Genomic DNA, 24,618 nt, shown 5'->3' with positions numbered 1-24,618 from the left:
CCTAAAATCTGCAGAGAGGCTTTCATTAAAGTGCGGCTATATCTACGTGGTTATTTGAGCTACTAGGGAAAACATCTAACGAGCGTTGATCGTTTTTCATAAAGCTAACCTTCACCCCCATATCAGGTAAAATCCGAGGATCTGCTGTTAACAATTTCACCCTGACTTTAATGCTCGCTTTTTGACGATCTGCGGTAGGTATAACAGCAACGACTTCACTGCTAATACTCCACTGCGGATATGCATCTAATCTAGCGAATACTTTTTGTCCAGGATAAACGCGATTGATATAGCTCTCACCTACTTCAACTTCAATTTCTAACGAGCTCATATCAACAATAGTGCCGACACCGGTACGAATAAAACCACCACCAGAAGATCCCGCTGAAATAAGCTCACCCACTTGGGCATTTTTACTGATCACGACACCATCAAATGGCGCGCGAATTTTATGCTGATTTAACTGATACTGCGCCAATTCAACTCGTTGCTTTGCGGAGTCAACCATGGCTTTTTTATGACGTATTTGGATGGCGAGTTGTGCATTTTTAAAGGCACTGTCTTCAAGTAATTGCTCACTGATCAGCTTTTTGCTGGCCAGCGTCTGATCACGCTTAAATCGCTGATTTTGCTGTTTGAAAAGTAAAGTGAACTCGTCAAAACCCGCTTGCTTTGCCGATAATTCCGTTAAAGCAAGTTGGTATGAAATCGATGCTTGCTTATCATCAAGTTCGGCGAGTATTTCTGATTTACTTACCCTTTGTCCTTCCTCAATATTTAAGCGGTTTAGCTTACCCGTTACACGAGAAGATACTGTGGCTATGCGCCTCGCAACCACATGGCCGCTCGCATCAAGTACGCTGTTATTTATGGGTTCTGCTGTATTTACATCATGGGTGGTAGGGAAATGTTGTTTAATATCGACGTTAACTGACTCATTTACTCGTTTGTTATCAGTTTCAAGGTGATTAATAATTTCAGCAGCACTTGTTGGAAAAAACAGTGTCTGACCGACAAAATATAAACTTGTGCTGAGTAACGTAACAATCAAGATACTAGTATAGTTACCTGATAGTCCCGCAGCTTTAGTTTGCGGAGATCTATCAATAGTCAGCTCAGAAAGTTCGAAAGGGGTTTTACGTGTTATCGGCATTTTATTCTCCTACAAAGTTTGTAAAAGAATAAAAAAAAGTGGCGTCAGACAACAGTGCCAAAAGTCATTGTTATCAGAAAAGCTATAAATAATAAAAGCGTAAATAGGATGAAAACGTTATTCATCTATCAATAATGAATGAATAACTTGAGGTTAACCGAGTGAGTTAACGTGTGGTGAATCTTGCCCAAGACAATAATAATTCGCGAAAGTCTTCTAGCCCACAACTTGCTGACTCTTGATCGTCAAAGTCTATATCATCAGCACTGAGTGCTTCAGGTAAAGCTTCAATACCATTTAAGCTCGCGTTAGCGGCAATCGAAACATCTTTTTCAATGATTCTAACCGTGTACTCACTGCCAACAATTTCCTGCTCTTGTGCACTTGCGTGCTCGGCTTTATCGATGAGCGTTAACAACGCGGTTAATTTTTGTGGATCGTTACCTACTTCAACTTCAAGCCAAGGGCCAAAAACTTCATGTTCAAAAGAGAACTTTGCTTTTGCATAGCGAGTAGTAGGGTCGTTTATAAATTCGTATTCCATGGGATAACTCGGAAATTTTTTGATATCTTTATTATAGAATATTTATCGCACAAGGGGGAGTTAACATTTACTCTTATCCCCCTCGATGAAACGATACGAGTGATAAACTATAATGGAATTTTTTTATCGGCAAAGGCTTTGGCGATAGAAAAACGCTTGCTTGACCGTTCGCCCAATTTAACCAGCATCAAATAACAAAACGGTACCAAAAACAAACTGGTAAAGGTTGAAAACAACAAACCTCCAATAATGGCAACCGCCATCGGGTAAGCTTGGCTATCACTTGATGCTAATGCTAACGGCACCATACCAATAATAGTTGTTGCAACTGTCATAAATATTGGCCGAATACGGCTAACACAAGCGTCGATAATCGGCGTCATTATATTCTCAGCGTCTACTTTTAACTTGTTGATTTGATCGATGAGGACAATACCGTTATTCACCACTATACCCATTAAAATCAACATACCGATCAGGCCTGTTTCACCCAACCCCATGCCTAAAATAGCAAAGGTCCAGTAAACACCAATAAAAGCTAAACCAATCGAAGACAAGATAGCGATTGGCATTAATAGTGATTCAAACAGCGCTGCCATAACAATAAAAATAAGCGCTAAAGCAAGCATCATGTTCATCATCATGTCTTTCGCTGCTTTTTCGTCTTGCGCAAATTGGCGTCCTAAGTTCCAATCATAACCCGAAGGAAAAACAATATTCTCCATCACTTCTTTAATTTTCATCGAGGCTTCAACACGGCTTAAGTCAGCTAAATTAATAGAAATTCCTAAGGTGGTTCTTCTGTTTGAGCGCGTAATTTGTTGCATTATCGGTTGCGTGTCAAAAACAACGAGTTGCTGTAAAGTAATAACTCTGCCGTTACTCTCATAAATAGGTAACTCTTTAATACGTTCGAGCGGCACAGCCTGTTCAGCGTGATAGACCAAGCGAATATCAACTTCACCTAGCTTAGCATCACGAAACGAACGCAAGTTAGTCCCACGCAGTGCACTCGAAATACGACTAGCGATATCTTGGGTGTTTAAACCTAAACGTGACACTTTTTCTCGGTCGATACGCAGTACTAACTCCATGTTTTTATCTTCGTTATCGATGCCAACTTCAGCAAAACCTTCAACATTACTCAACTGACTGATCACAGATTCGCTCAATTGTATTAAACGCTTGGTTGAGCTGCCGTTTAAAGTAAGTTTGACCAAATTTTCTTTTTGTTCTGACCAGTCAAATGATGGTTCTGCAATGGCCGTATCGGGGAAACCTTTTTTAATCTCTGCTTTTAAATCATAAAGTGTTTTTGAATAACCATCGTTAAGTTTTATGCGAGACATGGCAAAATCTGACCAAATCCGGCTATTGACTTGTGTAAACTCGAAGGCTTGTTGATTATCGTATAAGTACTGCTCCATCTCATCGACTAATTTACTGACATCAGCTAACTTTTGTTGCCCTTGGATATGATAGACAATATTGATTTCTTTGACAGTTTTACCCTTTTCGCCATTAATATTGACCATTTGCTTGGTTAACACACCACTAATGCAAAGTAATAAAATGAAAACCCCGGTTGTTTTAGGGTGAGTCAGTATTCTTGTTAAATTAGGACGATACCAGCGATCTAATTTTCCTTGGGTAACAACTGACGACAAGGCCTTTTTGTTAACACGACTAAGCATTAATGGAATGGCGGTTTTTGAAATAATTAATGATGCCAATAAAGGTAAACAAATCGCCACGGCTATTTGCTCAACTAAGATGGTAATAAAGTTTTTTTCACCCATCAGCAAAGGCATAAATACAATGGTGGTGGTGAGTGTGCCACTGATAATAGCAATACTGACATTATCAACACCATGAAGAATTTTGTCTATTGAGGTTAAGGCTTTATCTTGTTGTTGAAGGATACTCTCACAAATAACGACGGAGTTATCAATCAGTAAACCAACGGCAATAAAAAGCCCCGCCAGTGAGAGCATGTTTAAGGTGTAGCCCATAAAATACATGCCAGCTAAGGCAAAACTTAACGAAATAGGCACAGAAGCAACAACAATAAAAGTAATGTGGCTATTGCGCAAAAATATAAATAAAACAATAAAAGACAAGACAATACCTAAGGCGCCCGCCTTTAACAAATCACCTAATGATTCTTGAATTTCTTCACCGCTGTTATCTTTAATTCCAATGGTAATCGCTTTAAAGTCATCTTCTTGGCGAAGCACTTCAATTAAAGCAACAATGTTATTTGTCACCTCGACAACATTAGCATCAGACTCTTTAAAGACTTCTAAGCCAACTGACTTCTTTCTATCTGTTCTAATTTCGCTATTCTTAGGAGGAGCGGTTAAACTCACTGTCGCTACTTCACTTAACCGAACACCCACTTTAACTTGAAAGTTTTTAATGTCGTCTAAACTGTGATATTCACCGTCAGGAGAAACTCTGAACTTTCTACCTCCATTGAGAATAGAGCCTGACTTCACTAAAAAATTACTGTCACGTAGATCTTGCAATAACTTTGCTTGATCAACACGATTCATCGCGAGCTTAATACTGTCCAAATGAATTTCTATATGGGGTTGAACAACGCCACGCATTTCAACTTTACCGACACCTTGAAGCCTTTCTAGCGGGTTTTTCAGTTTTTTATCGATAAAGTCATAAGCGGTGGAGAGATCTTTATTACCCGATAACACCAAGCTCATGATGGGTAGATCTTCAGTAGAGAACTTTTGTACCATTACGTTTTGCACGTCTTCAGGTAAAAGATGGCGCACCATATCGACTTTTTCTCGTACCTCTAATATTTTACTATCGAGATCACTACTAAGATCCATCATTACCTGAATAGAAGCACCGTTGGCCCGACTTCTTGACTGCATTTCAGTAATACCGCCTAAAGTCGAAACGGCTTCTTCTATCGGCCGGGTAATTAAGCGTTCAACTTCTTCAGGTGTGGCGCCGTTATACGGCACATTAATAAAAGCCATCGGAATATTCAGTGATGGCCAGCTTTCTTGTGGCAATAATTTACTGGCGACAAGCCCAGTAACAAAAAGCGACAACATCAACATAGCCGTGGTAACAGGCCGCCTTATCGCTAAAGCGGTTAACCAAACAGTTACTGGTAAGTCAAAAATGCTTTGCTTAGCTGTTTTCTTTTTAGACGTTGAATTTGTCATCTTACGCCTCGGCTACATTATTAGACGATGCGCTATTAGCTTGCTGGCTTTCAAAACCATCATTGTCAAGTTCATCGCTTTCGACAATATAGGTTTTTCGGTCAAACAAGCTATACAAAACAGGAATTAAAAGTAACGTTAGCATTGTTGCAACCAGTAAGCCGCTCATTACCGTAATGGCAAGAGGTGCTCTTAATTCAGAGCCTTCTCCACTGCTAAATGCCAACGGCGCTAAACCTAAAATAGTGGTTAAAGATGTCATAATAATCGGGCGAAAACGTGAACGACTCGCTTCCATAATAGCAGCAAGTTTATCAACACCTTGATGACGTAACTGATTAATTCTATCGACTAAAACAATGGCATTATTCACCACAATACCCGTTAGCATAATAATACCTATGAGTACGATAACGCTGATATTGGTCCCAGTAACATATAAGCCTAATACCGAACCTAACACGGCTAATGGAATAGAGAATAAAATAATAAATGGATTTAATAACGACTCAAATTGTGAAGCCATCACTAAATAAACAAGGAATACCGCTAACGCTAACGCCATCATTAAGGAAGAAAAAGAGCTTTCCATTTCTTCATTTTGCCCTGCGACTCGTGCTTTAATATTAAAAGGTAAATAGAGTTCTTTCACTAGATTTTCGGCTTTGGCGGCCGCTGCAGATAAGTCGCCATAAGCCAGTGATGCCGAAATAATAGCAACACGACTTTGGTCAATACGGTTGATTTCATTAGGGCCAATACTTTCGGTAATATCGGCAACGGCGGCTAGTGGTAATGATTTGGCCTGCTGCGAGTTAACCGTTAATTGACGAATAGCTTGTGCTGAATTTCTCGCGTTTTCATCGGCGCGCACTAGGATATCAACTTGTCGGTCTTGTAAGTTGTATTTACTCGCCACCGAGCCAGCAATTTTAGTGACTAACTGATCGGCTATATCAGACGCTTTTAACCCTAAACTTGCTAAGCGCTCATTATCAAAGCTGATTTTTAACTCAGGTTGACCGGCGCGTAAACTATTGTTTAGGTCAATAAACTGATTATCCATCGACATTGTTTGCATTAATTGGTCGCTGTATTTTTTCAAAGCCACCAGATCGTATCCTGACAAAATAATTTGCAAAGGACGCTCTGTTGTAAACATTTCTGTTTGCGCTATTTCAGCGGTGACATCAGCCATTTGAGCAACTTTCGCGCGAACCACAGCTTTAACTGATTCAAGATCATCACTGCTGTAAAGTGCCACTAACAGTTGTCCCCAGTTTTCACCGCCTTTACTGGCTGAGCTCATCATTAAGCTACCGCTACCTGCTAACGAATAGCTGTGCTTGACTCGTTTATCTTCGGCAATAGTCGCAGCAAGGTCTTTTAGCCGTTGATCAGTAACATCTATGGGCGTTCCTTGTGGCAAGGTTAACTCGATAGTAAATTCCGACTTTGCCACTTCAGGAACAAGTTCAACCGCAATTTTTGGTAATAAACTGCTGACCGCCAGCGCAAACACTAAACTAAGTGCCACTAAAATAGCTCTATTTTGCAAGGCGACTTTTAATAACCGACTGTAGGCTGACGCTAGTTTTTCAAAATAATAACTAAAAGCTTTATGTGCCGGTTTAAAAATAAAGCTGACGACCTTAGTGATTAAATTAGTAATCAATAACAAGGTTTTGGTTAATAATAAAGGTAAGTAATTAAAAACCAATAAAAGCGGAAAGGCCAAAATGTGCACGACGATATTAACGACTTTCTTTCTTCTAGTTAGCGGCACTTTATCGGTTTGTTTTTCTAATGAGTCATCATTATTATCATTTGTAGGCATTTCTTTATTTTGGCTAAATTGACGTGATGCCAGCATAGGAATTAAGGTTAGCGCCACGATTAAAGAAGCGAGTAACGCAAAAGTCACCGTCATCGCTTGGTCACTGAATAATTGCCCGGCAAAACCGGTCACAAAAGCTAAAGGAAAAAACACCGCTAAAGTGGTCAGTGTAGAAGCAATAACAGCGCCCGAGACTTCATCGGTACCCTTTATTGCCGCTTCAATAATACTGGCGCCTTTTTCGCGATAGCGCGCAATATTTTCTAGCACGACAATCGCATTATCAACTAATAAGCCAACCGCTAAGGCAATGCCCCCTAACGACATAATATTAAGACTAATGTCATTAGCAAACATTAAATTAAAGGTCGCGATAATTGAAATAGGTATCGCTAGTGAAATAATAATCGTATTGAAAAAGTTACCCAAGAATAAATATAAAATCAACATGGCAAGTAATCCGCCAATAATAGCCGCACTTTTCACTTCGTCTACCGCATTGACAATAAATTCAGATTGGTCATAAATAACCGTAAAAGTCAGTGCTTCGGGTAAAGTTTCTTCAAGCTCGGCTAATTTTTTATTTACCGCTTTTGCTACGGTTACCGTATTAGCATCGCCTTCTTTATAAATGGCCAGTTCTATCGCTTCATTATTATTGATACGAGTAATATCGGTGCGTTCTTTTTCGCCATCAATAACTTGTGCTATGTCTTTAAGATAAATAGTTTTGCCATCGGCTTGCTTAACAATCATATTGCCAAGTTGCTCGAGTGAGACGAATTGGTTCACTGTTCGAACTAAATACTCTTGCTGACCATCGTAAACACGACCTGCCGACATATTAATATTTTCACTTTGGATACGTGCAACAATACTTTGTGCTGTTATACCTCGGCGCGCAGCTTTTTCTTGATCAAATACAACCTGTATTTCTTGCTGTAAACCGCCACCAAGCTGCACAGCGGCAACACCTGAAATAGTTTCCAGCTGTCGTTTTATTTCTTGCTCAGCAAAAGTACGTATCTTTTTTAATGCCCGAGGATGCTTATTTTCAGTGGACAGCCCTAAACGTATAATGGGGTCTAGTGCGGGGTTAAAACGTAAAATAATGGGTTTATTAACATCTTTTGGCAAGGCAATTATGTCAAGCTTTTCACGGACATTCTGCGTCGCAAAGTTCATCGCCACGCCCCATTCAAACTCAATAACAACATCGGACTGTCCAGCTTTTGAGATAGAATGAACCTTGCGTATCCCTTTAACAACACCAACTGACTCTTCAATGGGTTTACTGATCAATTGTTCTATTTCAGCAGGTGCGGCGCCGGCGTTATCGGTTCTTACGGTTAACGTTGGATAAGAAAGATCGGGCAACAAGGCAACAGAGAGTCGAGAAAAACCCACCATGCCAAATAACATCACAGCGAGGGTAAACATCGCTACTGTTACCGGGCGTTTAACCACAGTACTAACAATACTCATGAATAATAATTCCTTTAGATTTAATGATTAGGTAAAAGCTAGTTCACAACTTATTAGTCTTGTGTTGCTTGATTATCAGCATTTTCCTTAACGGCGTTATTATCAGTAGTTAGTTCAACGTTCTTCTTTTGGGTTTCTTCTTCACCTATTATTTTTACAGCACTATCAATTTTCAAACCTTGCTGACCGACAATCACTACCGGTTCAAGGGCATTTAGTGGCGTTAATATTTCAACAAAGCCATCTTGTTCAAAACCGGTAACCACTGTAACTTTCTTAGCTTTATTATCTTGAATAACGAATAAGCTGGTTTCAGTGTCGGTAACAAGCAAGGCATTTTGTGGCACAATTTGCGCGTTATCATGAACATCAAGTGTTAGTGACACTTTGGCAAACATCCCTGGTTTTAAGACATGGTTATCATTATTAACTTTTAAGGTCACTTTAAAAGTCCCCGACTCGGTATCAATGATTGGTGAGATTAAGCCAACCGTTGCAGGAACTTCTTTTGCATTTGCCGGAAAGTTTAAATACGCTTGTTGACCAACATGAACATTATTCATTTCAGATTCGGGTAAATAAACAACCCCTTGTAAGGTATCGAGCGCAACAATGGTAAACATTTCACCACCAACATTAGCGGTCATATTGCCTTCTTTCACCATTCTTGAAGCAATAACACCTGATATTGGCGCTCTTACCTTTGAATCACGTACTTGTATCGCCGCCACTTTTTGTTGGTTTTTTCTTGTTTTCACTAAAAACTCAAGCTTCTCTAGATCTTTAACCGATATCAGTTGTTCACCATCTATTGGTCTACTGCGGTTAAATTCGGCAACCGCAGAATCGACATCTATAGTGGTACGTTCAAGTTCTAATAAATAATTTTCAGAATCAATTTCAGCTAAAATTTGTCCTTTGGTAACCGACATTCCCTCTTCAACTAATATCTTGTTAATCATGCCTGTGACTTTATTGGTGACTTTGCTTTCAGCTTTTGCTTCAAGCACAGCAGTTGTTCGATAAGTATTAGTGATAGTTCTATTGTCAACAAGAGTAGTTTCTACGGGCACCTGATAAACTTTCTTTTCTTTGTCTGCTACTTTTTCTTCATTACAAGCGCTTAACACTGTGACTAAGAATAGTGATAATAATAATGAAGTTGCTAGTGAATTGAGGTGCATAACGGTCCGTTGTTTTATAATTATAATTAATGTCATTTTATCCGGATCGGCAAGTAAGATACAAATAGCTTTTGAGGGTTATTAAACATTCAATTGTAACGAGTTATGATTACTAGCAAGTATAAGAATTTTATCCGTAAAAAATATTTTGAATTATTTATTAAGTCGCCACAGAAACGCTATCTATCGAACGAACATTTTTTTTCAGTATCGACATTAAACACCTACCACTAAAATAATTAAAATAGTTTTAATCACCGCACACTATGGTTTACGATTAATATATAAAGTTTTTATTACTAACAAGGTTGTTGAATGTCTTTTATAAAACTGTATTTTTTAGCGATTTTTACTGCTGTTATCTTCGTATCGCCCGTTATTGCTAATGACAAAGACGAGTCCCCTGTTCGCGGGCTAACTGGCTTTGAGAACATCAACGAAAGTCAGCCTTTATGGGAGTTTGGACTTGGTGGTGGCGCTATAGAAGTCGCTAATTACCCGGCATCAAGCGAGCGAAATTTTATTGCATTAGCCGCGCCCTATGTCGTTTATCGGGGCGATGTATTTCGGGTTGGGGGTGGTGATGGCATGCGTGCAGTTGTTGTTGAAACAAGTGATTTTGAATTAGACCTCTCCTTTGGCGGTGCATTCTCTGCCGACAGTGATGACAATACATCTCGAGCTGGTATGCCTGAATTAGACTTCTTATTTGAAATAGGGCCACAATTAATTTATCGCATTAAAGACTATAAATTTTCACAAGGTGGAGATGCAAGACTCAAAGCTCGCTTGCAAGCAAGAGCGGTATTTTCTACTGATTTTGATCGCATCGACGATCGTGGTTTTGTTATAGAGCCAACCATTTCATACCAACAGCGTGGTGCAATTTTTAAAGAAGTAGGCTTAAATATCGCTTTTAGCTTAACTTTTGCGACTGAAAAATTACAAGATTACTTTTATCAGGTTGATCGCAAATTCGCCAATAGCAATCGCCAACAATATAATGCCAAAGGAGGCTATTTGGGCGCCGAACTTTCTATGGGTCTGTCATTACCCATACGAAAAAATATCCGCGCATTTATCACTGGCTCAGCACAATTTCATCAAGGTGCAGCCAACCAGAATAGTCCTCTTTATGAAGAAGACATTACTTACAGCGTCGGTATTGGCTTTGTTTGGCGCTTATACGAAAGTGACAAAAAAGCGAGTTGGTAACAAACCTTTCAATGACACTAAAACAAATAGCTACTATTGATTAAATTGACTTATAAAAAAGTTAACACTGCTCTAAACTGTAGATAATCAATTACAAAAGGAAAAAAACGATGTTCTCAATTAAAAAATTGTTCTCTTTAATGCTTAGCTTAACCTTGGTTGCTTGTGCTTCAATGGGAGATGGTAGTAAAGCAGAACAACAGCAAGAAATTATAACGATGAAAGATACGGTGCTTAACCAACTTTTTGCTAATAAACCAGATACCCGTAGCCAAATTAATTCAGCGGCAGGTTATGCTGTCTTTTCGAATGCTAATATCAATTTAATATTTATGGCAGCTGGTACAGGCTATGGTGTTGTTAAAAGTAATAATTCAGCTAAATATACTTATATGAATATGGCTGAAGGTGGTATAGGCCTTGGTCTTGGTGTTAAAGATTACCGTATTGTTATGGTATTTCATACGGCACAAGCAATGAATGATTTTGTTAATCAAGGTTGGAGCTTTGGTGGTAATGTTGATGCCGCTGCAAAAGCGGGTGATAAAGGCGGTTCAGTTGAAGGAGAAATGTATTACGGTGATGTAACTGTCTACACTTTTACTGAAAGTGGCTTAGCCCTGCAGGCAACAATAAAAGGCACTAAGTTTTGGCAGGACAGTAAGCTTAATTAACAGCCCAACTCAGTAGTCATTATCCTTAGTTAAATCTGTTATTGATGTAAAGTGCACAATATGTAAATAAACCTTGTGCGCTTTAAGGGAAAATCAACATAAATTAACTTCGGTTGATGGACAACCTTAACTCTGGCTAAATTCCACTTAATTATAAAAACCATCAAGAAGATGAACTTACCTTTTTATCTATGGTCTATTTAGCCGAGTAATAAGTCGTTAACTTGAATGTTTAATAATAAGTGCTTTTATTAAAATCAATAACGTAAACAGGTATATAAAAACGGTATTTACAAGGAGGTTTACAATACAAGGTTATAAGTTTGCTATTTTTTTCTCTATTATTTTCCATATTTTTGTTGTTTTACTGTTAAGTAATACGAAAGACAAACCGATCGATAATTTCACCAAAACACCAAAAATAGTACCTATTAATAGTTTTATCTATTATAAACCGATTGAAAATAAACAAGAAAAAGTCATTTCCGTTGATAGTGAACAGAAAAAAGTAGCACAAAAAAAATTAGCCATTAAAGACGTTGCACAGCAAAAGATAGAAATTAAACCATCAAGTCCTTTAATAAAAGCGATAACTGCTCCGCTAAAAAAACAACAGCCTGAAGAGGTAAAACACCACACAACTTCCCAAAATTTATCTCGCCTTAAAGATAAAATTAATCAGCAAATAATCGACCAAGCCATGCAAAACTTCGCTAAACCTAATACAGGCTCGTTAATGCATGGTTCACCGAGTTATGTTCCGCACTCTTTTGTTGAAGATACACAAAAGAAGAAGATTGGCTCAACAGCTAGTCAGGTGGGGAATGGCTTTAGTGTCAAAAAAGGTGATAACGGTACTTGTACGTTAACTGAAGATTTATCAGTTATTGGCCTTCAAGGCAAAACGACATCACAATTTAACTGTGGTTTATCAAAAGATGAGAAAAACTTTAAAAGCCATATGAAAAATGTCCTTAAAAAGTTAGGCCATTAATAAAAGATTAACCAACCGTAGCAGCTAAAAAGCATCGATAAATGACCATGCCCAATCTATACTTAGGTTATAATATGAGCAGTTGTGCTGTATATCGCAAAGTAAACCTTTCGACTGAGAGTGAAATTCACCTCACTTTTACAATATTATCAACGCACAACAATACCAACATAACTACTACAACTAGACTTTCTATTAGTTATCACTGCGGTGAATAGTACTTATTTAATCAAATGATTCGTAGTAGCTCAAAAATCAGGTAAACTATAAGCAAAATTTTTCCTTGCTAATGATGATAATGTTATTAGCCCATTAGAACTAGAGAGAGTTTTAAATGAGTCTATATTTAGAGTACATTAAAGAAATTGAAAATCGTAAGAATGAGCTAGGATTAGCTCCTCTACCCATTGATTCTGCTGATCTATTATCAGAAATCATTGCTCAAATTAAAGATTCTGCAAATGAGCATCGCGAAGATTCACTTAACTTTTTCATTTATAACACTTTACCAGGCACAACCAGTGCTGCAGGTGTAAAAGCTGAATTTTTAAAAGAAATTATTCTAGCTCAGTCAGTTGTCGCAGAAATTACCCCAACGTTCGCTTTTGAATTGTTATCTCATATGAAAGGCGGCCCTTCAATTGAAGTACTTCTTGATTTAGCATTATCTGATGACGCAGCAGTAGCAAAACCAGCAGCAGAAGTTTTAAAAACTCAAGTATTTTTATATGACGCTGATACAGCACGTCTTGAAGCTGCATTTAAAGCAGGCAACGCACTGGCGAAAGATATTTTAGAAAGCTACGCTCAAGCTGAATTCTTCACTAAGTTACCTGAAGTTGAAGCAAAAGTTGAAATAGTCACTTATATTGCCGGTGAAGGTGATATCTCAACTGATTTATTATCTCCAGGTCATCAAGCACACTCACGTGCTGACCGTGAATTACATGGCCAATGCATGAGCACTCCAGAAGCTCAAGCAGAAATTAAAGCTTTACAAGTTAAGTACCCTAAAGCGAAAGTCATGCTTATCGCTGAAAAAGGCACTATGGGTGTTGGTTCATCTCGTATGTCGGGTGTTAACAACGTTGCACTATTGGCAGGTAAACAAGCAAGTCCATACGTACCGTTTATTAACATTGCGCCTATAGTTGCGGGTACTAATGGTATTTCTCCAATCTTCTTAACAACTGTTGATGTAACTGGCGGCATTGGTCTTGACCTTAAAAACTGGGTTAAGAAAGTCGATGCAAGTGGCAACGCCGTTGTTGATGCAAATGGTGATGCAGTTTTAGAGGAAGCTTATTCTGTAGCGACTGGTACCGTATTAACTATCGATACCAAAGCGAAAAAATTATACAACGGTGACAAAGAGCTTGCGGATATATCTTCAGCCTTTACACCACAGAAAGTTGAATTCATGAAAGCTGGCGGTTCTTACGCGGTAACATTTGGTAAGAAATTACAAACGTTCGCAGCTGAAACACTTGGCGTAGCAACACCACCTGTATATGCCTCTTCAAAAGAAATTTCTCATGAAGGTCAAGGTTTAACTGCCGTTGAAAAAATCTTTAATAACAACGCAGTTGGTGTAACATCGAACACACCATTACATGCAGGCTCAGATGTTCGCGTTAAAGTTAACATTGTTGGCTCTCAAGACACAACAGGTCCTATGACATGTCAAGAGCTTGAAGCGATGGCAGCATCTACTATTTCTCCACTAGTAGACGGTGCATACCAATCAGGTTGTCATACAGCGTCAGTTTGGGATAGCAAAGCTAAAGCTAACATTCCTAAATTAATGGCATTCATGAACAAGTTCGGTCTTATTACTGCACGTGACCCGAAAGGCGTTTACCATGCAATGACTGATGTTATTCATAAAGTATTAAATGATATTACCGTAGACGATCGCGCAATCATCATTGGTGGTGACTCGCATACTCGTATGTCTAAAGGTGTAGCCTTTGGTGCTGACTCGGGTACAGTAGCAATCGCACTTGCCACAGGTGAATCGGCTATGCCAATCCCTGAGTCTGTAAAAGTTACTTTTAAAGGCAAGATGCAAGGCCACATGGATTTCCGTGATGTAGTTCATTCTACTCAAGCGCAAATGCTTAAGCAATTTGATGGCGAAAATGTCTTCCAAGGTCGTATCATTGAAGTGCATATCGGTACATTATTAGCTGACCAAGCATTTACCTTTACTGATTGGTCTGCAGAAATGAAGGCAAAAGCCTCAATCTGTATTTCTGAAGATGAAACATTAATTCAATCACTTGAGCTTGCTAAGAGCCGTATCCAGATAATGATCAACAAGGGTATGGAAAACGAAGCGAAAACACTTAACGGTTTAATCGCCTTAGCTGACCAACGTATCGAAGGAATAAAATCAGGCACTACGCCAGCATTAGCACCAGATGAAAATGCTAAATACTACGCGGAAGTAGTAATTGATTTAGATATTATCGACCAGCCAATGATTGCTGATCCAGATGTAAACAACGACGATGCTTCTAAACGTTACACTCATGATGTTATTCGCCCTGTTTCATACTACGCTGATAAATCAGTTGACCTAGGTTTTGTTGGTTCTTGTATGGTTCACAAAGGTGATATGCAAATTATCGCTCAAATGTTCCGTAATATGGAAGCACAAGGTAACAAGATAGAATTTAAAGCTCCATTAGTTGTTGCACCACCAACTTACAATATTGTTGATGAGCTTAAAGCTGAAGGCGATTGGGAGATTTTACAAAAATATTCAGGCTTCGAATTTGACGATGCTGTACCTAAAAATGCTGCGCGTACTAAGTACGAAAACATCATGTACCTTGAACGCCCAGGCTGTAACTTATGTATGGGTAACCAAGAAAAAGCTGAACCTGGTGACACGGTTATTGCAACATCAACACGTTTATTCCAAGGTCGTGTTGTAGCAGATACTGCTGAGAAAAAAGGCGAATCGTTACTTGGCTCTACACCGTTAGTTGTACTTTCAACGATGCTTGGTCGTTTCCCAACAATCGAAGAGTACAAGTCAGCAGTAGAGGGTATCGATTTAACTCGATTTGCTCCTCCTACGCATGAAATGACGACTAAGTATACTGCTCAAGCAGTACCTATTACAGTAATGTAATCACCGATATAGAGTCCTTAATAAGGGACTCTATTTTAAGCGATACATTAAAATAGACTTAGAAATATAAGGGTTATTTATTTTGGTTGAGTGAGGTAAAACTTACTATCAACTAAAATAAGTAATCCTTTTTTATTTTAATCTTCTAGTTATTAAAAATGGCACAGCCATGCAAGGACTATCCTCACTTAACTGGGTCTGTAATTAAGTGAGCACGTGAGAGAAGTTTACATTGAACAGAAATGCTTCTACTGACTAGCGCATTCAATATTAGCAGATAACGAAGGCATAATTAAATTTGGAAACGACTTTCTGTCATCAAACTTTTCAATACCTTTTAACACTTCAATGGTAAAACCATAAGTGCCACAAATCTCGTAAGACTGTCTCATCATAAAAGTAGCCAGCTTATCAAAATGAGTATCAGACTTAGGGTTAACCACTAAGTGATATTTATTGTCAGAGAGTTTTGTTTGTTCAAACTGAATATTGTGATCAAAATCCCATTGTGAAGCTCCGTTTTCAGAAACAATGTTGGTACAAGCAGATAGAGCAAAACAAGTAATAGCTAAAGTAAATAAACGCATCATAAGTCCTTTTCAAATAATAATTTATAGTATAAAGCAGCTGTACTCTACCATCGACAACCAAAAATGTACTAATGCTGAGACAACATAGCTGCCAAGGTATGGCGATGGTGCTGAGACAGTTCACGGTTCCTAAACATAAAAACCAGCAAAAATGCTGGCTTTTATATGAAGTTAGTCAAGCATTTACAAGTGCTTTTCTAAGAATTCACCCACCACCTTAAATGCTTCTATGCGATTTTCATTTTCATCGAGATAATGTGTACCATTAGCAAACTCAACAAAATCGATATCTAAATCAGCGTCTTTAGCCGCATCATAAAAATCGTCAGATTGGCTAAACCTTACCTGAGTATCATGTTTACCATGAATCAATAATATCGGTGCTTTGATCTGTTTAAGATAGTTAATTGCAGAAGTCGCTTTAAGACTGGCAATAATTTTATCGTCCGTTGGGTTACCAATGGTTTTATCAATAAAAGGTCGTTTAGATTCGTATCTGTATTCATCTTTTGCTAACTCAAGTAAGTCACCAATCCCAGCGATACTGGCAATACATTTAAATTGCTTGGGCCTTTGAAATGCAGCCGTTAATGCCACATAACCGCCGTAGCTAGCGCCAACAATACAGCTATTATTAGTATCAACCAGTTCGGTCTCAGCTAACCAGTCTATCGCCTCATAAATATCATCTTGCATACGTTTTCCCCACTGTTGGTAGCCAGCGGTTTGATAAGCGTTACTAAAGCCAGTGGAGCCACGAAAGTTAACTTGCAGTACGGCATAACCTTTACTGGCAAAGTATTGCACAAACGGACTAAAGTATTGGTAATCTCTTGATTGTGGACCGCCATGAGGGTGAATAATCAAGGGTGGTTTTTTATTATTACTCATTGGCGTTGTTGGCAACGTTAAATACCCGTGCAATGACATACCATCAGATGCTTCAAATTGAAACGGTTGAACACTAGCCAGCGACTTACCTTCTAAATAGGGGTATTGACTGATCCAAAAACCACCTGATTTTTTAGCTAAATCTAACCAAAAAAACTTAGGGGGTGAATTATCTCGCTGAGCAGCTACTAAGATTTTCTTTTTATCTTTGCTCATACTATAAATACTGGCTTGGTATTGCTTGAAACTATTTTTTACAATGTTATAGATTTCAGTGTCAGCATCAGTAAAAAAATGATTCTTACGGTAGTGCTCGAAATAAATAGCACCAATAACTTCATTTCTATCCGCATTAAAAATAGCACCTTCTACATCATAGTTATCATTAGCATATAATAGCTTATCGTAGGCTCCCGACTTAATATCATATTGCCAAAGTGCGTCTCTGTGTAACTTGTGATCAGAGATAACAATCGCCTTATCATCACTAACTAAGATAGGAGAAAAAGTTTCACCTTCGAACGCCTTTTTAGAGTGTAATAACTTCCACTCATCATTATTGTCTTTTCTGTACCATATATTCGTAATAGTACTGTCATAATCGTCAGACCCTACACCCAATACGACATCACCCGCTTTATTGGCAACCCAACTATAAACGTCATATTTATTAACGAATAACTTTTCAAATTTATTTTCATAAATATTAACTTTATAGACAGATTGTCCTTTATCTTTAGGAGAGTACATCTGCAATAATACAAATTCTTTTTCTGCTTTTAATAACGAAACAACTTGTTGAGAGCTGTTTAAATCATACATAGCGATTTCTGCACCCGTTAAACTGCGAAGGTTTGCTGCACGATTTAATTCAACCAACTTACTGCCGTCAATGTTAACCGAAAATAATCGATTAACTCGAAATCTATCACCCCATTGCTTTTTAGAGTAACTCGACGATACCAACAAACGTTCATTATTTGCCCACATAACCGAGTCTATTCTGTCTTTAGACTTTTTAAGGCTAACAAGTTTTATAATGCTATTTGAGCCAAAGTCACTCATCACAACCGACGGACCATCTTCACTGTTAAATATTCCAGCAATATGTTTACCATCTGGTGATACGGTAGGTTCTTGAATTATAGGTAAGTGACCAAACTCCTTGTAGGTTAACGTTTGTTTTTCTGCATGACTTAAGAAGGTCACGCTGAGCAATAGAATAGTGATTATTATTTTTTTCATTACTGCATCCTAGCGACTTGTTGATTAGCGGTAGTTGTCATTATCGATGATACGATAAAAATCATTTACCTATATCTTTACAAATTATTTACAAAATTGCCAGTAAACTTGCCATATTTATAATTCAGGTCGATCCAAACTAATAACGACGTGGGTCATTGAAAAAAAGATGACTGATAATAATGATCAAAAAAGGAAAGTAATAAGGTATATCGCTGAATTTCACTAAATAGCGTTGGTGAATTGGGGCTTAGGTACTTAGTTCAGTAAAGATTAAGCGCTAACTAAAACAATAAGCCATAAAAAATGCCATTCACTATCAATAGTGAATGGCATTTCAGCATAAATGCAAGTTTATCGTTTACTTAAAAACAATGATTATTTCTTTTTCTTTACCGCTTTTGCATTAGGTAAATCAGTAATTGAACCTTCAAAAATTTCAGCCGCTAAGCCAATAGATTCATTTAATGTTGGATGAGCATGAATGGTTAAGCCTATGTCTTCTGCATCAGCACCCATTTCAACGGCTAAACAAATTTCGCCCAACATTTCGCCTGCGTTGATACCAACAATGGCACCACCAAGAATACGGCCCGTTTCTTTTTCAAAGATTAACTTAGTTTTACCTTCAGTACGGCCAGAAGCGATAGCACGACCAGAAGCCGCCCAAGGGAAGTTAGCGACCTCAATGTTTAAACCTTGCTCTTTAGCTTCAGTCTCTGTTACGCCAGTCCAAGCCATTTCAGGATCAGTGTAAGCAACAGAAGGGATACAACGTGGTTCAAAGGTATGTTTCTTACCTGAGATAACTTCTGCTGCACAATGCGCTTCATGAACCGCTTTATGTGCAAGCATAGGTTGACCAACAACATCACCAATAGCAAAAATATGTGGAACGTTAGTACGTAGTTCATTCGTTACATTGATAAAACCACGTTCATCAACGTTAACACCTGCTTTGTCAGCAGCAACTAAATGACCATTTGGCTTACGGCCAACAGCCACTAAAATTTTGTCGTAACGTACCGGTTCTGCTGGTGCTTTTTTACCTTCAAAAGTCACATACAAACCGTCAACTTTAGCTTCAACTGCAACCACTTTAGTAGATAACATAATGTTGAAGTTTTTCTTGTTGAAATTAGTATAAATTTTAACAATGTCTTTATCTGCAGCTGGTACTAATTGATCAGCAAATTCAACCACTGAAACATTAGCGCCTAAAGCTCTGTATACCGTCCCCATTTCTAGACCGATAATACCACCACCCAATACTAACATTTCATCAGGAATGTCATGAAGTTCTAAAGCGCCTGTTGAATCAATAACGCGTGGGTCATCATTTGGAATAAAAGGTAAATCGATAACAGAAGAACCAGCGGCGATAATAGCATTATCAAAAGTAACCGTCGTTTTCTCGCCGTCATTGCCTTCAACTTCAATGGTTTTATCTGAAGTGAACTTGCCGTAACCATAAACTGTAGTCACTTTACGCGCTTTAGACATTCCACCTAAGCCGCCAGTAAGTTGAGAGACTACGCTATCTTTCCAGTCACGAATTTTATCTAAATTAATTTCAGGCTTACCAAAAGTAACCCCGTGTGAAGCCATTGCAGCTGCATCATCAATAACTTTAGCAACATGAAGTAATGCTTTTGATGGGATACAACCCACATTCAAACAAACACCACCTAATGTTTTTCGGCTTTCAATTAAGACTACATCTAAACCTAAATCTGCAGCACGGAATGCCGCTGAATAACCACCAGGGCCTGAACCTAATACTACTACTTGAGTTTTAATTTCGTTACTCATGTTTACCTCAATTAACTTGTTGTTTTGTCATTTATCGCTTTGCCAATATGGAAAGCCACAAATATAATATTATTTATACTTTACTGGGCGGAATTTTACTTAAACTCCTACCAAAGTACCATCTTTAATCGCACCTTCTTTGACCAAAGTAGTAAAAAGTGAGAGGCACTTCTGCCTGCTCACTTTTATCTTAGCGTCAAAGACTCTATCAATTATAAGATCAATTGACGAATATCAGACATTACACTGGCTAAGTGTACCGTAAAGCGCGCGGCTAAGGCACCGTCAATAACACGATGGTCGTACGACATTGATAATGGCAACATAAGTTTAGGCTCAAAATCCTTACCATTCCACTTAGGTTTTATTTCTGATTTTGAAACACCTAAAATTGCCACTTCTGGAGCATTAACAATCGGCGTGAATGCTGTACCACCAATACCACCAAGACTAGAAATAGTAAAACATCCACCTTGCATATCGGTCGCTTTCAATTTGCCATCTCGTGCTTTCATGCTAATTTCTAGAAGTTCGCGAGAGAGTTGATGAATACCTTTTTGGTCGACATCACGTACTACCGGGACAACTAAACCATTAGGCGTATCAACAGCAACACCGATGTGAATGTATTTTTTGAGAATTAAGCTTTCTCCGTCTTCACTCAAACTTGAGTTAAACGCAGGGAATTCACGTAAAGCATCAGCAACCGCTTTTAAAATAAAGACTAATGGCGTGATCTTAAAGCCTAGCTTTTTCTTTTCACAAATAACATTTTGTTCTTTACGAAACGCTTCAACATTAGTGATATCAGCTTCATCAAATTGAGTAACATGTGGAATAGTTACCCAATTACGATGAAGAAATGGACCTGATATTTTTTGAATACGCGTAAGTGCTTTCGTTTCAATTTCGCCAAATTTCGAGAAATCGATAGCCTTAGCACTGACGACCTGTAATCCACCCTCACCCGCAGCAACAGAGCTACCCGCGTTAGCTTTAGGTCGAGACAGTTCGTATTTCACGTAAGACTGTACGTCTTCTTTTAAAATACGACTTTTTCTGCCCGTTCCTTTAACTAAGGTTAAATCAACACCATATTCACGTGCAATACGGCGAATCGATGGCGAAGTATAGATACTGCCCGATGAAGCCACTTTACCCGCTTGTGGGTGATGCGGAACAGGAGCAGCCTTTTGTGGTGCGGGTTTAGCTTTCGGTGCTTCAGCAACTTCTTCAGCAACAGGAGCAGGAGCAGCGACTTCAACTGGTGAGCCACTTGATGTTTCAAGCTTAATAACAATAGCGCCCTGCTTTACTTTGCCACCAACGCTAACCAATACTTCTTTAACGGTACCCGCATGTGACGAAGGCACGTCCATTGTCGCTTTATCTGTTTCTAAGGTGATTAAACCATCTTCAACTTCAATAACATCACCAACACTCACTAAAACGTCGATAATTTCAACTTCACCGTCTTCACCAATATCAGGAACTGCAATATCAATAATTTCACTTTGTGCTGATACCGCCGCTTTAGCAGGAGCCTCAGCAGGTGCAGGAGTTGACTCAACTTCTGCAACCGTTTCTTCTACAGCTTCTGCTGGCGCTTCGTCTGTAGTTTCAGCCGTTTCAGGTGCTGCTTGCGATGATGTCATTTCAGCAATCACATCACCTTCTTTAATTTTATCGCCAACACTGACCAATAATGCGGATAACTTTCCAGCAAATGGTGCCGGGATATCCATTGATGCTTTATCAGTTTCAACGGTAACAATTCCTTCGTCTGCTTCGATTGAATCGCCAACAGCAAAACAAATTTCAATAATTTCTACTTCGTCACCACCAACATCAGGGACTAGAATTTTTTGACTATCTGACATATTAAATCTCCTAGTCTGCTTATGCGTAAAGTGGGTTAAGTTTTTCAGTGTCGATATCAAAGCGTTTAATCGCTTCAGTAACTACTGAACGCTCAACATCACCACGGTTAGCTAACTCAAATAACGCCGCAACAACAATATAAGCAGCATTCACTTCAAAGTGAGTACGTAAATTAGCGCGACTGTCACTTCGACCAAAACCATCGGTACCTAAACAGCGGTATTCGGTGTCTATGTAGGCACGCACTTGCTCTGAATAGTTTTTAATATAATCAGTTGCTGCAATTGCAGGACCATTTTCTTTGGTAATAACGTTAGAAATGTACGCTTGTTTTTGCTTACTTTCTGGGTGAAGCATATTCCAGCGTGCAACATCTTGACCGTCACGGGCTAATTCATTGAATGAAGTTACTGAGTAAACATCACTTGAAATACCGTAATCAGCACTTAAAATTTGTGCCGCTTCACGTACCTTTTCCAAGATAGTGCCTGAGCCCATCAACTGCACGTTAACTTTTGGTTTTTTCGAAGCTTTCTTCGCTGCTACCGTTTCAAGCTTGTAAATACCTTTAATTATTTGCTCTTCAACATTTTTATTTTCAGGCATCGCCGGATGTTTATAGTTTTCGTTCATCAAGGTTAAGTAAAAGAAAATATTTTCATTTTCTTCATACATGCGACGTAAACCTTCACGCACAATAACCGATATTTCATAACCATAAGTAGGATCGTACGTCACACAATTAGGGATCAAACCTGCTTGCACATGTGAGTGACCATCTTGATGTTGTAAACCTTCACCATTCAAGGTTGTTCGACCGGCAGTAGCGCCTAGTAAAAAGCCTTTTGCTTGGCTATCACCCGCAGCCCAAGCTAAGTCACCAACACGTTGGAAACCAAACATAGAGTAGTAGATGTAAAATGGGATTGTTGTCGCATTACAAGTAGAGTAAGACGTACCCGCTGCAACCCAAGACGCCATAGCACCTAATTCATTAATACCTTCTTGTAAAACCTGACCTTTTTTATCTTCACGATAATAAGCAACTTGGTCAGCATCTTGAGGAATGTATTTTTGCCCTTCGTTTGCGTAAATACCCACTTGGCGGAATAAACCTTCCATACCAAAAGTACGCGCTTCATCAGGGATAATAGGCACGATACGCTTGCCTATTTTTTTATCTTTTAATAGTGCATTCAATACACGAACAAAGGTCATTGTTGAAGAAACTTCACGATCACCAGAGCCTTTCAATATTGCGTCAAAGACTTTAAGAGATGGGATTTCTAACGTTTCATCTGCTTGTACACGACGAGCAGGTAAAGAACCCCCTAACGCTTCACGACGCGCTTTCATGTACTTGAACTCTTCACTGTCTTCAGGGAATCGATAGAAAGGCAAATCAGCAATTTCATCATCATTGATCGGCATATTGAAACGATCACGGTAAAGCTTAATAGACTCAACATCCATTTTCTTCACGTTATGAGCAACATTCAATGCTTCGCCTGAGGCACCTAAACCAAAACCTTTTACTGTTTTTGCTAGAATGACAGTTGGACGACCTTTAGTTTCTATCGCTTTTTTATAAGCGGCGTAAACTTTAACCGGATCATGGCCACCACGATTCAAACGATAAATATCTTCATCAGACATATTGGCAACCAATGCCGCTGTCTCAGGGTATTTATTGAAAAAGTTCTCACGGGTATATTTACCACCCTTGGCTTTACAGTTTTGGTATTCACCGTCAACCGTTTCTTCCATAAGTTGTAAAAGTTTACCTGAAGTGTCACGGGCAATAAGGGCATCCCAGTAAGAACCCCAAATAACTTTAACGACTTCCCAGCCAGCGCCACGGAAAGTACCTTCAAGCTCTTGAATAATTTTGCCATTACCACGAACAGGGCCATCTAAACGCTGTAAGTTACAGTTAATAACAAATGTTAAGTTATCTAAACCTTCACGCGAAGCTAAACCAATAGCACCTAATGATTCTGGCTCATCGGTCTCGCCATCACCTAAATAACAGTAAACGCGTTGTGCTGAACAATCTTTGATACCACGATCGGTTAAATATTTAAGAAAACGCGCAGTATAAATTGCTTGTAATGGACCTAGCCCCATAGAAACAGTTGGGAACTGCCAGAAATCTTTCATCAAATGAGGGTGAGGATAAGAAGATAACCCTTTACCATCACATTCTTGACGAAAGTTATCCATTTGAGATTCAGTTAAACGACCTTCCATAAAGGCACGCGCATAAATACCTGGAGAGATATGTCCTTGTGCGAAAATAAAGTCACCACCGTCTTTTTCAGAAGCCGCTCTGAAGAAGTGATTAAAACCGACATCGTATAACATCGCAGAAGAAGCAAAACTGCCTATATGTCCACCTAAGTCTAAATCTTTTTTCGACGCACGAAGTACCAGCACTAAAGCGTTCCAACGAATAGCTGCACGAATGCGTGCTTCAATCGTTTGATCACCTGGCATATTAGGCTCTTGCCCAGGAGGTATGGTATTTACATAAGCTGTTTTTGCTTCAAAAGGTAAATGTGTGCCACTGCGACGAGCGCGGTCAATAAGTTTTTCTAAAATGAAATGTGCACGATCTGGACCTTCATTTTCCAGAATAGAATCCATAGATTCCAACCACTCTTGGGTTTCCAATGAATCTAAATCAATTTTTGGGAGCTCAGACATAATTACTTAGTTTCCAATAGTTAGTAAGTATATATAGTCATCATTACTCTATATGCAGGTTTATTGCG

14 protein-coding genes are annotated in these 24,618 nt (G+C 38.8%); 4 read left to right on the top strand and 10 right to left on the bottom strand.

The genetic code is table 11. The features are described 5' to 3' along the window. Positions 1-25: 25 nt before the first annotated feature. The 5 genes from H4J56_RS05605 to H4J56_RS05585 form a co-directional block, all read right to left on the bottom strand. The gene (locus tag H4J56_RS05605; protein WP_182258982.1) at positions 26-1,153 is read right to left on the bottom strand and encodes an efflux RND transporter periplasmic adaptor subunit; all 1,128 of its coding nucleotides are present in this window, start codon (positions 1,151-1,153) and stop codon (positions 26-28) included. A gap of 166 nt (positions 1,154-1,319) precedes the next feature. Continuing rightward, entirely contained in the window at positions 1,320-1,697 is a 378-nt protein-coding gene (locus tag H4J56_RS05600; protein ID WP_070375813.1) for a YacL family protein, read from the bottom strand. Positions 1,698-1,804: 107 nt separating this feature from the next. Beyond that, positions 1,805-4,894, bottom strand: coding sequence for an efflux RND transporter permease subunit (locus H4J56_RS05595; protein WP_182213635.1), 3,090 nt, complete (start codon positions 4,892-4,894; stop codon positions 1,805-1,807). A 1-nt stretch (position 4,895) separates the two neighbouring features. Beyond that, positions 4,896-8,216 carry an efflux RND transporter permease subunit gene (locus tag H4J56_RS05590; protein WP_182213637.1) on the bottom strand — a complete coding sequence of 1,107 codons (3,321 nt, stop codon included), beginning with the start codon at positions 8,214-8,216 and terminating at the stop codon, positions 4,896-4,898. A 53-nt stretch (positions 8,217-8,269) separates the two neighbouring features. Further along, complete coding sequence (locus H4J56_RS05585; protein ID WP_182213639.1) at positions 8,270-9,400, bottom strand: efflux RND transporter periplasmic adaptor subunit; 1,131 nt, start codon at positions 9,398-9,400, stop codon at positions 8,270-8,272. A gap of 315 nt (positions 9,401-9,715) precedes the next feature. On the opposite strand from H4J56_RS05585, the gene H4J56_RS05580 reads away from it, so the two are divergent. The 4 genes from H4J56_RS05580 (at position 9,716) to H4J56_RS05565 (ending at position 15,425) form a co-directional block, all read left to right on the top strand. Beyond that, a complete protein-coding gene (locus tag H4J56_RS05580) occupies positions 9,716-10,615 on the top strand; it encodes a MipA/OmpV family protein (RefSeq protein ID WP_182213641.1) in 900 nt (299 codons plus the stop codon). A 110-nt stretch (positions 10,616-10,725) separates the two neighbouring features. Next, entirely contained in the window at positions 10,726-11,289 is a 564-nt protein-coding gene (locus tag H4J56_RS05575; RefSeq protein WP_182230187.1) for a YSC84-related protein, read from the top strand. Between the two features lie 700 nt (positions 11,290-11,989). Beyond that, positions 11,990-12,283 (top strand): hypothetical protein, encoded by a 294-nt coding sequence (locus tag H4J56_RS05570; RefSeq protein WP_182258981.1) that lies wholly within the window; start codon positions 11,990-11,992, stop codon positions 12,281-12,283. Between the two features lie 334 nt (positions 12,284-12,617). Next, positions 12,618-15,425 (top strand): bifunctional aconitate hydratase 2/2-methylisocitrate dehydratase, encoded by a 2,808-nt coding sequence (locus tag H4J56_RS05565; RefSeq protein WP_182213647.1) that lies wholly within the window; start codon positions 12,618-12,620, stop codon positions 15,423-15,425. 248 nt (positions 15,426-15,673) lie between these two features. Here the strand turns inward: H4J56_RS05565 and H4J56_RS05560 are convergent, their stop codons facing one another. The 5 genes from H4J56_RS05560 to aceE all read right to left on the bottom strand — a co-directional run bounded on the left by H4J56_RS05560 (position 15,674) and on the right by aceE (position 24,550). Then, on the bottom strand, positions 15,674-16,012 hold the full coding sequence (locus tag H4J56_RS05560) for a hypothetical protein (RefSeq protein WP_182213649.1): 339 nt from the start codon (positions 16,010-16,012) through the stop codon (positions 15,674-15,676). 186 nt (positions 16,013-16,198) lie between these two features. Then, positions 16,199-18,151 (bottom strand): S9 family peptidase, encoded by a 1,953-nt coding sequence (locus H4J56_RS05555; protein ID WP_182213651.1) that lies wholly within the window; start codon positions 18,149-18,151, stop codon positions 16,199-16,201. 378 nt (positions 18,152-18,529) lie between these two features. Beyond that, positions 18,530-19,963: a dihydrolipoyl dehydrogenase gene (lpdA, locus tag H4J56_RS05550; protein WP_070375807.1), complete on the bottom strand. Its 1,434-nt coding sequence runs from the start codon at positions 19,961-19,963 to the stop codon at positions 18,530-18,532. 212 nt (positions 19,964-20,175) lie between these two features. Further along, positions 20,176-21,843, bottom strand: a complete 1,668-nt coding sequence (aceF, locus tag H4J56_RS05545) for a dihydrolipoyllysine-residue acetyltransferase (RefSeq protein WP_182244588.1) — start codon at positions 21,841-21,843, stop codon at positions 20,176-20,178. 19 nt (positions 21,844-21,862) lie between these two features. Continuing rightward, complete coding sequence (aceE, locus tag H4J56_RS05540) at positions 21,863-24,550, bottom strand: pyruvate dehydrogenase (acetyl-transferring), homodimeric type (RefSeq protein ID WP_182213654.1); 2,688 nt, start codon at positions 24,548-24,550, stop codon at positions 21,863-21,865. Between the last annotated feature and the right edge of the window lie 68 nt (positions 24,551-24,618).

The sequence above is a fragment of the Colwellia sp. BRX8-4 genome (assembly GCF_014077345.1).
Taxonomy (GTDB): domain Bacteria; phylum Pseudomonadota; class Gammaproteobacteria; order Enterobacterales; family Alteromonadaceae; genus Colwellia_A.
This window is presented reverse-complemented; position numbering and strand designations above follow the sequence as displayed.

Excerpts from the sequence above, each read along its gene's own strand:
- aceE (WP_182213654.1), bottom strand. The coding sequence starts at position 24,550 with ATGTCTGAGCTCCCAAAAATTGATTTAGATTCATTGGAAACCCAAGAG.
- H4J56_RS05605 (WP_182258982.1), bottom strand. The coding sequence starts at position 1,153 with ATGCCGATAACACGTAAAACCCCTTTCGAACTTTCTGAGCTGACTATT.
- H4J56_RS05580 (WP_182213641.1), top strand. The coding sequence starts at position 9,716 with ATGTCTTTTATAAAACTGTATTTTTTAGCGATTTTTACTGCTGTTATC.
- H4J56_RS05600 (WP_070375813.1), bottom strand. The coding sequence starts at position 1,697 with ATGGAATACGAATTTATAAACGACCCTACTACTCGCTATGCAAAAGCA.
- H4J56_RS05585 (WP_182213639.1), bottom strand. The coding sequence starts at position 9,400 with ATGCACCTCAATTCACTAGCAACTTCATTATTATTATCACTATTCTTA.
- H4J56_RS05590 (WP_182213637.1), bottom strand. The coding sequence starts at position 8,216 with ATGAGTATTGTTAGTACTGTGGTTAAACGCCCGGTAACAGTAGCGATG.
- aceF (WP_182244588.1), bottom strand. The coding sequence starts at position 21,843 with ATGTCAGATAGTCAAAAAATTCTAGTCCCTGATGTTGGTGGTGACGAA.
- H4J56_RS05555 (WP_182213651.1), bottom strand. The coding sequence starts at position 18,151 with ATGAAAAAAATAATAATCACTATTCTATTGCTCAGCGTGACCTTCTTA.
- H4J56_RS05575 (WP_182230187.1), top strand. The coding sequence starts at position 10,726 with ATGTTCTCAATTAAAAAATTGTTCTCTTTAATGCTTAGCTTAACCTTG.
- H4J56_RS05560 (WP_182213649.1), bottom strand. The coding sequence starts at position 16,012 with ATGCGTTTATTTACTTTAGCTATTACTTGTTTTGCTCTATCTGCTTGT.
- H4J56_RS05565 (WP_182213647.1), top strand. The coding sequence starts at position 12,618 with ATGAGTCTATATTTAGAGTACATTAAAGAAATTGAAAATCGTAAGAAT.
- H4J56_RS05595 (WP_182213635.1), bottom strand. The coding sequence starts at position 4,894 with ATGACAAATTCAACGTCTAAAAAGAAAACAGCTAAGCAAAGCATTTTT.
- H4J56_RS05570 (WP_182258981.1), top strand. The coding sequence starts at position 11,990 with ATGCAAAACTTCGCTAAACCTAATACAGGCTCGTTAATGCATGGTTCA.
- lpdA (WP_070375807.1), bottom strand. The coding sequence starts at position 19,963 with ATGAGTAACGAAATTAAAACTCAAGTAGTAGTATTAGGTTCAGGCCCT.